The sequence below is a fragment of the Pseudomonas tensinigenes genome, from assembly GCF_014268445.2.
GTDB classification, from domain to species: Bacteria; Pseudomonadota; Gammaproteobacteria; order Pseudomonadales; family Pseudomonadaceae; genus Aquipseudomonas; species Aquipseudomonas tensinigenes.
Genome location: NZ_CP077089.1, coordinates 3380259 through 3394576 on the forward strand (window position 1 = coordinate 3380259; position 14318 = coordinate 3394576).

Annotated in this window: 6 protein-coding genes, 2 tRNA genes and 3 pseudogenes; 6 read left to right on the forward strand and 5 right to left on the reverse strand. The window is 60.3% G+C overall.

Annotated features, from left to right (window positions below; all coding sequences use genetic code 11):
• The first annotated feature begins 1 nt into the window (after window position 1).
• From fdhE to HU718_RS14895, 4 genes are all read left to right on the forward strand, one after another.
• A complete protein-coding gene (gene fdhE, locus HU718_RS14880) occupies window positions 2-928 on the forward strand; it encodes a formate dehydrogenase accessory protein FdhE (protein WP_186616710.1) in 927 nt (308 codons plus the stop codon).
• Between the two features lie 299 nt (window positions 929-1227).
• Window positions 1228-2640, forward strand: a complete 1413-nt coding sequence (selA, locus tag HU718_RS14885; RefSeq protein WP_186616709.1) for an L-seryl-tRNA(Sec) selenium transferase — start codon at window positions 1228-1230, stop codon at window positions 2638-2640.
• The gene (selB, locus tag HU718_RS14890; RefSeq protein WP_186616717.1) at window positions 2637-4553 is read left to right on the forward strand and encodes a selenocysteine-specific translation elongation factor; all 1917 of its coding nucleotides are present in this window, start codon (window positions 2637-2639) and stop codon (window positions 4551-4553) included. The genes selA and selB overlap by 4 nt, the downstream gene beginning before the upstream one ends.
• A 6-nt stretch (window positions 4554-4559) precedes the next feature.
• Window positions 4560-4655, forward strand: a tRNA-Sec gene (locus tag HU718_RS14895).
• 98 nt (window positions 4656-4753) lie between these two features.
• Here HU718_RS14895 and HU718_RS14900 read toward each other — a convergent pair.
• Window positions 4754-5113 carry a DUF6124 family protein gene (locus HU718_RS14900; protein WP_102900463.1) on the reverse strand — a complete coding sequence of 120 codons (360 nt, stop codon included), beginning with the start codon at window positions 5111-5113 and terminating at the stop codon, window positions 4754-4756.
• A 417-nt stretch (window positions 5114-5530) separates the two neighbouring features.
• Here HU718_RS14900 and HU718_RS14905 point away from each other — a divergent pair.
• Both HU718_RS14905 and HU718_RS14910 read left to right on the forward strand, forming a co-directional pair.
• A pseudogene (locus HU718_RS14905) lies at window positions 5531-5689 on the forward strand (SelB domain-containing protein); the annotation flags it as partial.
• Window positions 5690-5695: 6 nt separating this feature from the next.
• A tRNA-Sec gene (locus tag HU718_RS14910) sits at window positions 5696-5791 on the forward strand.
• Between the two features lie 130 nt (window positions 5792-5921).
• On the opposite strand, the gene HU718_RS14915 is transcribed toward HU718_RS14910, so the two are convergent.
• The 4 genes and pseudogenes from HU718_RS14915 to HU718_RS14925 form a co-directional block, all read right to left on the reverse strand.
• Window positions 5922-9824 carry a hypothetical protein gene (locus HU718_RS14915; RefSeq protein WP_217868226.1) on the reverse strand — a complete coding sequence of 1301 codons (3903 nt, stop codon included), beginning with the start codon at window positions 9822-9824 and terminating at the stop codon, window positions 5922-5924.
• Window positions 9825-10114: 290 nt separating this feature from the next.
• Window positions 10115-10222 (reverse strand): annotated as a pseudogene (locus HU718_RS29995) (DUF6124 family protein); the annotation flags it as partial.
• Window positions 10223-10870: 648 nt separating this feature from the next.
• Window positions 10871-12166, reverse strand: a pseudogene (locus HU718_RS14920) (OprD family porin).
• A 334-nt stretch (window positions 12167-12500) separates the two neighbouring features.
• Complete coding sequence (locus tag HU718_RS14925; RefSeq protein ID WP_186615253.1) at window positions 12501-14204, reverse strand: amidase; 1704 nt, start codon at window positions 14202-14204, stop codon at window positions 12501-12503.
• Between the last annotated feature and the right edge of the window lie 114 nt (window positions 14205-14318).

Sequence of the window (14318 nt, forward strand, 5' to 3'; positions counted from 1 at the left end):
TTTGCCAACCATTCTGGAACCTGGGGAAATCGAAGCGGCGGCCAGTTCGCCGCCGTTTCTGCATCTGCCGCCGCATAACCTGTTTACCCTACGGGCCGCTCGACTGGAGCAATTGGCCGAGGGGCATGCGCTGGCTGAGTACCTGCGGCTGATTGCCGGGTTGTGCCGGGTGCAGCAGCAGGTGTTTGACGATCCACCGCTGACAGCGCCGTTCGATCAGCAGCGGATTGAAGCTTGTCAGCAGCATGGTTTGCCGCCGTTCGCGGCGGACACGTTGGTGCGTGAGGAGGGCTGGCAGGCTTACCTTGAAGCTTTGCTGCAACGTTATGAACCTGCTGAGCAACCTGCCGTCATTGATGCGGTGACGACGTTGCGGGTCGCCAGTTCCGGCCAGTTACGCGCGTGGGCGGTGGCGCTGGTCAGTGGCCAATACTCAATGGTGCCCGCGCAACTGGTGCCGTTTCTCGGTGCGGCGCTGCAAGTGGCGTGGAGTCACTGGCTACTCAGCGCACCGAATCTGCAACTCAAACCGGGTGACAGCCTCAGCCAATGCCCGGCGTGCGGTTCTCCGGCGATGGCCGGGGTCATCCGCCATCGCGGCAAGCACAACGGTTTGCGTTATCTGGTGTGTTCGCTGTGTGCCTGCGAATGGCATGTGGTGCGGGTCAAATGCGTGTATTGCGAGTCGAGTAAGGGTCTGGATTATTTCAGCCTTGAGGACGATCGCCATGCGGCCAATCAGGCGCCGATAAGGGCGGAAGTCTGTCCGGGCTGCAACAGTTATCTGAAACTGGTGTATCTGGAAAACGATGCCGACGCCGAGGCGTTGTCGGCAGATTTGAGCAGTATGCTGCTGGACATGCGTCTGGCCCAGGACGGTTATCAGCGTCTGGCGCCGAATCTGTTGCTGGCTCCGGGAGACGAATGACGAGAGCAAAACTGTGGGAGGGAGCCTGCTCCCGAAGGGGCCATTTCAGCCACATCAGCTTTGACTGACTTACCGCCTTCGCGAGCAGGGATTGGTTGCATGCACTCATTTTGCAGGCCGCCCCAAAACAATGTGGGAGCGAGCCTGCTCGCGAAGGCTTGAGGTCAGTCACATCCACACTAACTGGCACAGCGCTTTCGCGAGCAGGCTCGCTCCCACAGTGCGTCTACACTTCTGAAACCCTTGTGGGAGGGAGCTTGTTCCCGAAGGGGCTGTTTCAGTGGAATCAGGAGTGGCTGATGTCTTCCAGCGTTGCCCTGCGGTTGCCGTCTATTGACGGGTTGTTGCGTCACCCGGCGTGTGCGCCGTTGGCCGAGCGTTACGGCCGGGATTCGTTACTGACGGGGCTGCGTCAGCTGCTCGATGAGCTGCGGCCCGGCGTGTTGAGCGGGCAGTTGGCCGCCGTTGAAATCGGCGCCGAAGTCCTTGCCGGCCGCGTCGGTGAACGCCTGGCCCAGCAACAACGCAGCCATGTGCGCCGAGTGTTCAACCTCACCGGCACGGTGCTGCACACCAACCTCGGTCGCGCCCTGTTGCCCGAAGAAGCCATCGACGCGGTGCAAATGGCCGCGCGTTATCCGCTCAATCTGGAATTCGATCTGGCCAGCGGCAAACGCGGTGATCGCGATGACCTCATCGAAGGCCTGATCCGCGAGCTGACCGGCGCCGAAGCCGTCACCGTGGTCAACAACAATGCCGCTGCCGTACTGCTGACGCTCAACAGCCTGGGCGCGCGCAAGGAAGGCATCATTTCCCGTGGCGAGCTGATCGAAATCGGCGGCGCCTTCCGCATCCCCGACATCATGGCCCGCGCCGGTGTGCGCCTGCACGAAGTCGGCACGACCAATCGCACCCATGCCCGCGACTACGAAGCGGCGATCAGCCCACGCAGCGGTTTGATCATGCGCGTGCATGCGAGCAACTACTGCATCGAGGGTTTTACCGCGCGGGTGCCGACTGCGGAACTGGCCGAGTTGGCCCACCGAAATGGTTTGCCGCTGCTGGAGGATCTGGGCAGCGGCAGTCTTTTGGACTTGACCCGTTGGGGTTTGCCGGCAGAGCCGACGGTGCGGCAAGCGCTGCTGGATGGCGCGGACATCGTCACGTTCAGCGGCGACAAACTGCTCGGCGGCCCGCAGGCCGGGTTGATCGTCGGGCGCAAAGAGCTGATCGCGAAGATCAAGAAAAACCCGCTGAAACGCGCGCTGCGGGTGGACAAGTTGACCTTGGCCGCGCTGGAGGCGGTGCTGGGTTTGTATCGCGATCCGGATCGACTGGCTGAACGTTTGCCGAGTTTGCGTTTGTTGACTCGCCCGCAGGCTGACATCTTCGCCCAGGCTTCACGGCTGCAACCGGCGTTGGCTGAAGTCTTGGGTTCGCTGTGGCAGGTCAGCGCAGTTGAGGCATTGGGCATGATCGGCAGTGGCAGCCAACCGGTCGCGCGTTTGCCGAGTGCGGCATTGTGTATGCGCCCGCAAGTCTCCAAGCGTTTGCGCGGGCGTTGCCTGCTGAATCTGGAAGCGGCGTTGCGGGCCTTACCGATCCCGGTGCTCGGGCGCATCGACGACGATGCGCTGTGGCTGGATTTGCGTCAGCTCGACGATGAGCCGGCGTGGCTCGGGCAATTGCCGCACCTGCAGGTCGAGCCGTGATCGTCGGCACGGCGGGGCACATCGACCACGGCAAGACGTCGCTGCTGCAGGCCCTGACCGGACAAACCGGCGACCGCCGCCCGCAGGAACGCGAACGCGGCATGACCATCGACCTTGGCTATCTCTATGCCGAACTGCAACCGGGCGCGGGGCTGACCGGGTTTATCGACGTCCCCGGCCACGAGAAATTCACCCACAACATGCTCGCCGGCGCGCAAGGCATTGATCTGGTGTTGCTGGTGGTCGCGGCGGACGACGGCGTGATGCCGCAGACCCGTGAACATCTGGCGATTGTTGAATTGCTCGGCATTCCCCGCGCCTTGGTGGCGATCACCAAATGCGACCGGGTTCAGGCGGGCAGGTTGGAAGAGGTACAGCGCCAGATTCTCGATCTGCTGGAACCGGGGCCGTTTGCCGGAGCGCCGCTGTTCACGGCGTCGAGCGTGAGCGGGCAGGGTATCGATGAGTTGCGCCTGGCGTTGCTGCAAACGCAACGAGAAGTGCAGCAACGTAGTCGCGAAGGCGGATTTCGCCTGGCCATCGACCGCGCGTTCAGTGTTGCCGGCGCGGGAATCGTGGTCACCGGGACGGCGTTGTCGGGTGCGGTTGCTGTCGGCGACAAACTCACCCTCGGGCCTTGCGGGAAAACCGTGCGAGTGCGCGGCTTGCACGCGCAGAATCAACCCGCCGAACACGCCTTCGCCGGGCAACGGGTGGCATTGAACCTGAGCGGCGAACGCCTTGAACTGGCGCAGATCCATCGCGGCCATTGGTTGCTGAGCGAGTGGCTGCATGCCCCGACGCAGCGGGTCGATATCGAGTTTCAACTGCTGCCCGGCGAACGTACCTTTGAACACTTTCACCCGGTGCATGTGCATCTGGGTACACAGGATGTCATTGCGCGGGTGGCTTTGCTCGAAGGCCCGCGCCTGAGTCCCGGCGAGCACATGTTCGCGCAGTTGCTGATCAACGCGCCGGTGCACGCGGTGAAGGGCGATCGACTGATCCTGCGCGACCAGAGCGCGCAACGCACCTTGGGCGGTGGCCAGGTACTCGATCCGTTCGCCCCGGCACGACAACGCCGCAGCCCCGAACGTCTGGCGCAACTGCGCACCTTGGCTTCTGGCAACGAGTTCGAACAACTCTTGCCCGTGCTACTCGACTACAGCGCCGGCGGCCTCGATCCGCAACGGCTGGAACGCCAATTCAATCGCCCGCGCTCAACCTGGTCGTTAGCGGAAAACGTCCGCCTGATCGACACCCGCCAAGGCTCGGTGCTGTTCAACGTGCAACGCTGGTCGCAACTGAAGTTCACCCTGCTGGAGCAACTCGCGCAGTTTCATGAGCATGAGCCTGATCAGATGGGCCCCGACCGTGATCGCCTGCGCCGCTTCAGTGGTCTGGCGCTGGAGCGTGCGACGTTTGTGAGTTTGCTGGATGAATTGCTGACGGCCGGATCGATCCAGGCGAGCGGCCCATGGCTGCATTTGCCGCATCATCAGGTGCGTCTGAATGCCGAGGACGAAAGCCTCTGGCGGCAGCTGCAACCGTTGTTCGAAAACGCCGGATTCGACCCGCCGTGGGTGCGCGACGTCGCGAAAATGCTTGGCCAGGACGACGCCGTCGTACGCCTGCTACTGCGCAAACTGGCGCGACTCGGTTTGATGCATCAAGTCGTGCGCGATCTGTTCCTGAGTGACGTACAACTGCGCCAAATGGCGAACGTGCTACTCAAACTCGCCAAGGAAAATCCGCAGATCCAGGTGACAACCTTCCGCGATGCGCTAGGCTTGGGACGCAAACGCTGTATTCAGTATCTGGAATATTTTGATCGCGTCGGCCTGACCCGACGCATCGGCGAATCCCGCCAGATCCGCCCCGACAACGCGCTGGCCAACGCCGACGCCCAATGAGTTAAAGGAAGGCAATCGCGCCCGGTGGCGCGGCCGGGCTTCAAACCCGGATGGGGACGGCATCCGTTCCCGGGCAGGTTCGACTCCGGCTGCCTTCCGCCAGTTTTGCTCAAGACATCCGCAGTCCAGAGTGGGAGCGAGCCTGCTCGCGAAGGCGTCGGCACTGCCGGCGCCTTACTCAGAGTCTGCCGCGAGGCCCGCTACTGCGGCAACTCCAGATTATCCATCACCCGATTCACCGCCAACTCGCCGAGCATGATCAGCTGTGCAATCCCCAACAAAGTACGACGCTGCGACGCGGGAATGAGGTGGGCGAAGTCATGGGCGATGGTTCTGGCTGAAGCGAGCGTTTCGCTGGCATCGGCCAGCAGTTCCTCGTTTTTGAAGTCCGCGGTAACGGCGTACATCCGGCGGGTTTTACGGGGCGGTGGGGTGGAGCCCGGTGGGCAGAGGTAGTGGTCGAGGGCGCGATCGGCGGCTTCGTGGAGTTTTTTTGAATCGAGGGATTCGTAGGGGGAGGTGGGGTCGGTTTCGGGTGGGTTGGGTGTTGGTTTGATCATGGTGAAGCTCCTGAATTTATGGAGCCACTCTTTCTCTGTCGCTAAACAGGTGAAGGTGGCAGCTGTACGCAGGTTAGCGAACCGGTCTCAGGCACACCGGTAGACCCAAAGGTCTCCCGCATACAGCCGCCATAACGTAATTGCGGGCGAAGAGTCCCACAACGAAGCCACGAACGCTGATGCACTGAGTTGGTCCGGGTCGCTAAACCCGATCGCTGATTCGTCAGCGACCGATCCACAATAGAACCCGACCCCAAAGCGCACAAGCCGGCGGATTCTGGCGTAGCTGTAGGCAATGGCGCAAGGATGTGTAGCCTGTAAGACGTGTCTGGAGGTGTCTTTTAAACACTCCAGTGTAAAAGACAAAAAGTCGGGCGATTATCTGGCTGCAAGCGTGGTCCGTCCCTGAGAGATTCGCAGATCCAGGTGACAACCTTCCACGATGCGCTAGGCTTGGGACGCAAACGCTGTATTCAGTACCTCGAATATTTCGAACGCGTCGGCCTGACCCGACGCCTCGGCGAATCCCGCCAGATCCGCCCCGACAACGCGCTGGTCAACGCCGATGCCCAATGAGATAAAGGGAGGCAATCGCGCCCGGTGGCGCGGCCGGGCTTCAAACCCGGTTGGGGACGGCATCCGTTCCCGGGCAGGTTCGACTCCGGCTGTCTTCCGCCATCACTCAAAAATCAAAAGATCGCAACCTCTCGGCAGCTCCTGTTCCGATCCCTGTAGGAGCTGCCATAGGCTGCGATCTTTTGATTGTGAATGCCAGAGAAACGTAGTCTGGCCCGGTTTAGTTGCTTCGTTACACGTCGTTTGTGCAGAATATCCAGTTAATCAGGATACTTGAGAAGTGTAGGTTTTTTGCAGGGAAAAGCCTTATTTCCACGCTGTCGAATGATAATCCGCCCAGCAGTTTAATAGTAATCTCTCGCCACAAACCTCCATCGCCATTGATATTGTATTGATGAACAAGCTCTGTGCCATTGAAAAAGTCAATGCGTACCAGTACTCCTGTTATAACTGGCGGGCCTTGATTTAATCTTGGTGACCAGCACAGGCAATGAAATTTGAGAAGTTTGAAGGTTCTTCCTTTAAACCCGATCACCATTTTTACCTCACCAACATTTGGAGAGGAGTTCAATAAGTCTCTCGCCCACATGTTTGATGTTCCGCTAATATTCACTCTTGTAACATTGATTTTTTCAAAATGGCGTGTTTCACCATCTCTATATTCTGTATTGGGGCCGAAGTTATCAACATAAAGATCTTTAGGAACAACGTTCAGGGTGCGTATGTTTGAATGAACTGTGCCGATGTGATATCGAGATTGAGCATACAAACGCCGTGCTCCCAGCGGCACGATGATCGGGTGCTCCCAGCTACCCGCCGCATCGGCGGTCGCCGTTCCTTTGAATTCCGCACTCGGCTCACTGCCCTCGAAAATATCCACTTGCTGGCCTTTGCTGGCGGTGCCTTGAAGTTTGAGCGTGGTACTTTCGGTCGTGTAGTCGTTAGGAATGTCTGCGCCTGTATCGTCCAGCACTTTGTCGAGCGTTGGAACAATGACTGCAGTGACGGTCAACGTCCTGACCGCCGACACCGGCTCCGTGCCATACAATGCCTTGGCCGTGAAGTTGTGGACTGTCAGGCTCAGGCCTTTCACTTCCAGTTCCCACTTGCCAGTGAAGCCACTCACCTGCGCTGTGCCTTTCGACGTCGCCCCATCAAAAATCTCGACATGCAGCCGTGACGTCGCGGTGCCGGTAAGCTTGATGTTGGGGTCGAGGGTAATGGTGTTATTGGGTATTTCCGCTCCTTTGGAGTCCTGCACCGAGGTAATAACAGGGGTCAGTACACTCGAATACGTGAATGTTCTGCCGACTGATTCCTGGCCGGAGCCATAATCTGCTTTGACCTTGAACGTACGAGTCCCAATGGCGGTCAGCGTGGCGGTGTATGTCCAGATGCCGGTGCCATCGACCGGACGCTTGCCCTTTGGGGTGGCACCCTCGAATATCTCGACCTCCTGGTCTGGCGCGGCGGTACCGGTCAAGGTTACAACGGGATCGACCGTACCACCGTCGTGCACAATTTCTGCGCCTTTGGAGTCCTTCACCGAGGTGATTTCCGGTTTCACATCCTTCACAGCCTTCACGGTATAAACGCGTGATGGGAAAACTACCGCTTTGCTTTCATCCGTACTGCCATCGAAACCAACCTTGAACTCGATCCGCAATTTGGCCCCATCTGCCAATTTGTTGAGTTCGGCCATCGGTGTATATGGTTGCATACCCCCGGGCACACCATCAGGTGGGATGAGGGCGCCGTTGTAGGTGGTGCTGATTGGTGTTGGATTGCCTTCCACAAAATAGCGCAGCCACAGCGTTTGCTTGAGTGCGAGAAGCAGCCACGCGGCAATTCGTGTGCGCGGTTGGCCGGGCAGCGTGGTGACATCCAGCTCTGCACTGGTGATGCCATTGATGACCGGATCGGGCAGCCGATTGTCCTCGTTTTTTATCGGCAGCACCGCCAGGGTGCGGGTTTTCGAGTCTTTCGGATCATCGCTGCCGCGAGCCACGGTGTAGCTCACTGTCACCGATTGGCCGAGGTTAAAAGCAATCACAGTGTTATCAAGCGGAATGTCCTGCGCGCCTAACGTACGTACCGTCCACGGGGCTGTGATATGCGAGCCGCCTTCGGGTGTTCCCGGGGCGCCGCTGAAAGTGACGATGATCTCGTCATCCAACAGCATGCCGACATAGTCGACCACGGCGGTGAGGGTGTCTTTGCCGGCAAACGGGTCGAGGCTGGTACCGTTAGGCGCTTCCTTGATGTCGGGCGCTGTGAGATCCAGCGCCACCCCGACATCGAACTTCAACGGCTCGGCATAACTCGTCCCGCCGGCGGCGCGTTTGATCTCGTACCGGGCGATCACCGATCCGCCTTCATTGCCCTTGATCAGCTCGGCCCCGATGGGGAAGGGTACCGGTTGTCCGGCGGTGAACTCGCTCAGCTTGATCGAGTCGGTATATTCGCCGGTGATCGAACCGTGCCAGAACATGAAGACTTCATCGCCTTTGACCGTCTCGGTATACACCACCGTCAGGGTGGTGCCGGCGGTGTCGGCGGGCAGGACGCCGTTCACCACGCCGGCCACTTCCGGTTGCGGCAGTTCCAGGCGGGCCTCGCCGACTTGCAGGATCTCAGTGTGGATCGACTCGCGAATGGCGCGGGTGGCCTCGTATGTGTCCAGCGTGGCGAGCACCGTCTCGGCGATCAATTGCTGGTAGTAGAACTCGGCCTTGCCGCCGTTGACCGGGGCCAGGTGTTTGCCGTCGATGTTGTACAGCAGCGGTTGGGCCGCGACGATGTCGTTACGGGTGATAAGGCGCGTCGGCAGGTCAGGCAGGTAGGGCTTGAGGCCTGGCGTGGTGCCGAGCATGAATATCTTGAGGACCTGGCCTTCGGCAAAGGATTTGTCGAAGGGGATTTCGACACGCACCTGGGGCAGTGCGGGATCCAGTGCTCCGGAGTTCTCGTCCAGCATTTTCGGCGCGGCCAGCCGTTGGACTTCGCCGATGGCGCGGATGAATTGGCCTTTGGAACGTAGATCAGGGGATGCGTCGGCCTTTTCCAAGCGGTACGACAAGGTGATCTGCGACTTGGCCAACTGGCGCAGCACGGCGTTGGGAACCTTGTCGTCAGTAACGCTCGGCACGCTTGTCAACGCCGCGCCTTCTACTTCCAGATCAATCGGTGGCCCTTCGACCGGTGTGCCCTTGATCCTGATGTAGGGAATGTCACCGACCGTGAACTTGCTGGTATCCGTGGCGATGATTTGCACGGTGCCGTCGGCGTCGCCCAGCTTGTCGACGTCCAGCACGTTGTTCAGTGTTTCCTTGAGCAACGGCGCCCCCAGCCGTGTTGCATCCACCGCCACCACGATGCGTTGCTCGGCACTCCAGTCCTCGGAGCGGTTAAAGACGCAGTCGTACACCTCGAAAACCACGGCCACGCCGGACGTTTCCGCATCACCGGCCTCTCGGATGATCGCTTCCGTGATGCTGATGATGATCGGCGCCTTGCCTTCGGCCTGTTCCTGAGTCAGCGCAGCACTGAACACGTAGATGCCGCCCCAGCTGAGACGACAGACATCGCCCGCCGCCGCGAAGGGGTAGGGCGGTGTGCCGTCAGCCTTGCCAATGCTGATCGGCACGCCAGCGGCGACGTTGTCCTTGTCGATGCCGCCGTCAACGATCTCCTTGGGAATCGTCATGATCAGCTTGGAGTGCCCGCCATCATCGTTGTCGTCATCGCCGCCGGGGCGCGTGAGTTTGACCAGCACCTGCATGACTTCGGACGCTTGATCCATGCCGCCCAGGGGCTTGACCACATAGGACACCGCAAAACGGCCATCGACCATGTGCCGGGACGGCACGAACATGCGCAACTGCGTATTGACCTCGGTCGCGTCGACAGTTTCCACCCAGACGTTCTGCCCGGTGCCCCAAAAGATCGTCAACCTGTCGCCTTCCGCCATGTTGCCCCACGGCCCTGCCTGGCACAGCAGACCATTAAGGGGAAAATTGCCCAGGGCGGCCGCGATGTTGATGCCCCAGATGTCGGGATCCTGCGATACCGGGTCTTTGCTGCGCCCGGGGATGTTGAGTTCTGTGAGGGCGAGAGGCTGATCAGGCGTCGACATGGCATCGGCTCCGTGCGGGAAGGGGACGGAGTGATTGAACGGCTAAACGGCAAATTGCGCACCTGTCAGATCTGACAGGTGCGCGGGGGTATCCGACGAGCGGTTGTTTGCTTTTTCTTGCTTGAGCGATGTGGGGGGCTTTGAAGACGCCTTCGCGAGCAGGCTCGCTCCCACAGATTCGGTGGTGTGAACACAGCCTGGTGATCGACACCGATCCCTGTGGGAGCGAGCCTGCTCGCGAAGGCGTCAGCCGCCCCGACTCAGCACTCAAGGCGTGTCACAGAGGCGCGCTACTGCGGCAACTCCAGATTATCCATCACCCGATTTAACGCCAGTTCGCCGAGCATGATCAATTGCGCGATCCCCAGCAGTGTCCTGCGCAGCGACGCGGGTATGAGTTTCGGGTGGGTTTGGCGTTGGTTTGATCATGATGAAGCTCTCAGAGTCTATGAAGCTGCCACATTTCGCTGCGATACGAAAAAGGAGGTGGCAGCTATACGCGGGTCGCAGACCGGGACTCTAGAACCGGCAGACCCGAAGGTCTCCCACGTACAGCCGCCATAAACAAGCGGGTGTTGTGCGTCCAGAGATCGACGGGCTGCGAGACCCGATCGCTGATTTGTCAGCGACCGATCCACGATAGAGACCCGGCCCAAGGCGCACAAGCCGGCGGATTCTGGCGTAGCTGTAGGCAATGGTGCAAGGATGTGTAGCCTTGAAGGCGTGTCTGGAGGTGTCTTTTAAATACCTGAGTTTAAAAAGCAAAAGATCGGGCGACTGGCTGGGTGCAAACGTGGTCTGTCCCTGTTACGAACCCTGAGTTTAAAAGGCGATTTGCGCTGATTTCACTGGCCCCTTCGCGAGCAGGCTCGCTCCCACAGGTTCGGCGGTGTAAACACAGCCTGATGATCGACGCAGAAACCTGTAGGGGGGAGCCTGCTCGCGATAACGGTGTGTCAGTCAGCATGAATGTTGCTGAAAAGACGCTATCGCGAGCAGGCTCACGCCTACACGGGATAGCGTTTCAAATCGGGATGGGCGGTGGGTTAGAAACCAAGTGGGTACTGGATTACCACGTAAATCCGGTCAATGTCATCGCCAGCCTGCGCTTCATCGGCTCGGTGCGATACATGTGAGACCTGCACCGACAAATCCTTGGCCGTGCCCGACTGCACGACGTATTTCAAATCGATATCCCGTTCCCAGTGCTTGCCGCCGTCACCTTGCTGCGGCTGGTAACTGCCGCTGTCCGCATCAAACGGGTTGTAGGCGCCGCCCTTGGGTGCGTGGATGCCGTCGATGTGGCTGCCGCTGACGTAGCGGGTCATGAAGCTCAGGCCGGGGATGCCCAAGGCGCCGAGGTCGAGGTCGTAGCGCGCCTGCCAGGAGCGTTCGTTGGCGCCGTTGAAGTCGGCGTATTTGATCGAGTTGGCGAGGTAGATCGAGTCGCCGCCAACAAAGTCGAACGGCGTGTCGCCATTGATTCGTTGCCAGCCGAGCATCACCGCATGGGGGCCGAAGGCGTATTTGCCGGACAGGCTGAACGCGGTGTTGTCGATGGCGCCGGCCAGCGCTCGGCCGGTGTCGCGGGTGTGGTAGAGGTTGGCGTCGAGCAGCACGCCGGACTGCTTGAAGTGCAGGTTGCCGTAATACTGATGCCAGGTATCGCTGAGGTCTGAGGCGTACAGCGCGCCGCCGACGGGGCTATCGCTGAACAGATCAGCACCGAGAAAACTGATCCCGCCGGCCTCGGTATTGGCGCCATAGCCGTAGAAATCGCCTTTGCCGGATGAGCTGTCCTGATTTTTGAACGCGGTGAAATGCCCGGCTACCAGATTGATATGGTCAAACTCGGCGCTGTTAAGCAGAAAACCTGTGGCGTACTCCGGTTGCAGGCGTTTGTCGGAGGTGTCGAACACCGGGGTTTCCACGGTCATTTCACCGAAGGCGAGGGTGGTGCGCGAGGCCTTCAACTTGAGCGCACCGCCGGCGTTGGAGTAGTCGTTTTCACTGCGGCCATCGCTGTCGACCGGCAGCAGCCCCGTCCCGGAATGCCCCTTGCCGCCGTCCAGTTTCAGTCCGGCAAAGGCGTGGGCATCAATGCCGAAACCGACTGTGCCGGGGGTGAAACCGGATGAGAAGGTGCCGATAAAGCCTTGAGCCTATTCCTGTTTGTAGTTTTTGCCGGACGCTGAGGGCGAGCGATAGTCGTTGCTCAGGTAGAAGTTGCGGCTGAGAATTTCGCTTTTGGCATCGTCGAAAAAACCGCTGGCGTGGGCGGTGGTGGTCAGACCGCAGAGCAGCGCGAGCAGGGTGAAGCGCGAGGGGGCGCGGTCGATCATGGTCAGTGGCCAGCGGCAATTAAGATGGCTGGGATGATCGCGGGAATGCAGGGCAGGGGATTGAGTGGATGTGCTGAATTTACGGGGTTACACAAAACCTGTGGGAGCGAGCCTGCTCGCGAAGGAGGTGCATCAGGCTATATTTCTGTCGGCAGACACACCGCTTTCGCGAGCAGGCTCGCTCCCACAGGGGATTTGGGTTGATTGTAGATTTTGTGACTGAAACTGAAACCTGTGGGAGCTGGCTTGCCAGCGATGGCGGCGTGTCAGTCAAGTTTATTCAGGCTGACACACCGCCATCGCGAGCAGGCTCACTCCTACAGTTTTAAAAGCGTTACGCCAACGGCGGCGTACGCGGCGGGATCTGGCGTTTGCTGCCGGTCGATTCAAACGCGGCGGCGAAACGCAGCAGGTTCGAGTCGTCGTAGGCGCGGCCAGCGAAGGTCAAACCGACCGGCATGCCGATGTCGGCCATCACGCCCATCGGCACAGTGACGGTCGGTACGCCGAGGTGACGGATCGCGAGGTTGCCGTTGGCCACCCAGATGCCGTTGCTCCAGGCGATGTCAGCCGACTCCGGGTTGACGTCCGCGTCCGCCGGGCCGACGTCAGCGACCGTCGGGAACAGCACGGCGTCGAGGCCCAGCTTATCCATCCAGTCTTCGAGGTCGATGCGCCGGGTCTGTTCGAGGCCGCGCAGGCCGTCGGGCACTGTGGAAATTTCATTCCACGGCGTGATGCCGCGCTCGGCCATGCGCACGTATTCATCCATGCCCGCGACCAGATCACCCTCACGGTTAGGCAGGGTGCCCGGTTCGTGCGGGAAGATTTTCGGCCCGTCGACGTCGACCAGACGATTGAGTTTCGGGTCGCCATTGGCTTGCAGGAAATCGTCGAACGCCCATGCGGTCAGGTCCCACAGCTCATGGTGAAGGAACTCTTTGGAGACCAGGCCCCGGGTGAACACGGTCGGCGCGCCGGGACGATCGCCTTCGCAGTTGGAGACCAACGGGAAGTCGGTTTCGATGACTTCGGCACCGGCCGCTTCAAGGGCCTGACGCGCCTGCTTCCACAGATCGATCACCGATTCGCGGGTGTTGATGCGTTGGCCGGTCGGGCCACCGATGCCCGGGGCTTCGCTGGTGCCGGCTTCAGGGTCGGCATTGATGAACATGCGCGGCACGGCGAAACGCTTGCCGGCCAGCGCTTTGGCGTCGGCGGCCAGATCAGCGTAAGCGGCAGGGCGCACCTCGTTGACGCTCGGGATCGGCACCCACGGTTGCAGGCGCCAGAGGTCGCCACGGGTGTCCGGGTCTTCGGCGACGACGATGTCGAGGACTTCGAGCAGGTCGGCCATGGTGCGTGCGTAAGGCACGACGACGTCCATGGTCGGCGTCAACGGCCAGTTGCCACGCACCGAAATCACGCCGCGCGACGGCGTGTAGGCGCACAAACCATTGTTCGACGCCGGGCCACGCCCGCTTGACCAGGTTTCTTCTGCCAGACCGAACGCGGCGAAACTCGCGGCAGTGGCGGTGCCGGCACCGTTCGACGAGCCGGAAGCAAACGGCGCGGTCAGGTAACCGGCGTTGTAAGGACTTTCGGCGCGACCGTAGACGCCACGTTGCATGCCGCCATTGGCCATCGGTGGCATGTTGGTCTTGCCCAGACAAATTGCCCCGGCTGCGCGCAGGCGCTCGATGGTGAAGGCATCGCGATAGGCGACCAGATCGACAAAGGCCGGGCTACCGGACGCAGCGGTCAGGCCTTTGACCAGATAGCTGTCCTTGGCGGTGTAAGGAATGCCGTCGAGCGGGCCGAGGGTTTCGCCTTTGGCACGACGGGCATCGGACGCCTGCGCTTCGTTCAACGCTTCTGGATTGCGCACGACCACGGCATTCAACGCTGTAGCGGTGTCGGCTCCGTCGTAGGCATCGATACGCGCCAGATAAGCTTGCACCAGTTCGACTGCGGTGGTCTGGCCGGACTCGAGCGCGGCACGCAGTTGGGCAATGGAAACTTCGGTGACTTCGATCATGCGCTCACCGCTGCTTGAATTCGGGTGCTTTTCTTGGAATGGGTGTTCATATCGGTTCTCGTTGCACAGCTATAAGCGACAAGGTTAAGACTGGCGCCTATTTAACACCAAGCG

Excerpts from the sequence above, each read along its gene's own strand:
- HU718_RS14915 (WP_217868226.1), bottom strand. The coding sequence starts at position 9,824 with ATGTCGACGCCTGATCAGCCTCTCGCCCTCACAGAACTCAACATCCCC.
- selA (WP_186616709.1), top strand. The coding sequence starts at position 1,228 with ATGTCTTCCAGCGTTGCCCTGCGGTTGCCGTCTATTGACGGGTTGTTG.
- HU718_RS14900 (WP_102900463.1), bottom strand. The coding sequence starts at position 5,113 with ATGATCAAACCAACACCCAACCCACCCGAAACCGACCCCACCTCCCCC.
- HU718_RS14925 (WP_186615253.1), bottom strand. The coding sequence starts at position 14,204 with ATGATCGAAGTCACCGAAGTTTCCATTGCCCAACTGCGTGCCGCGCTC.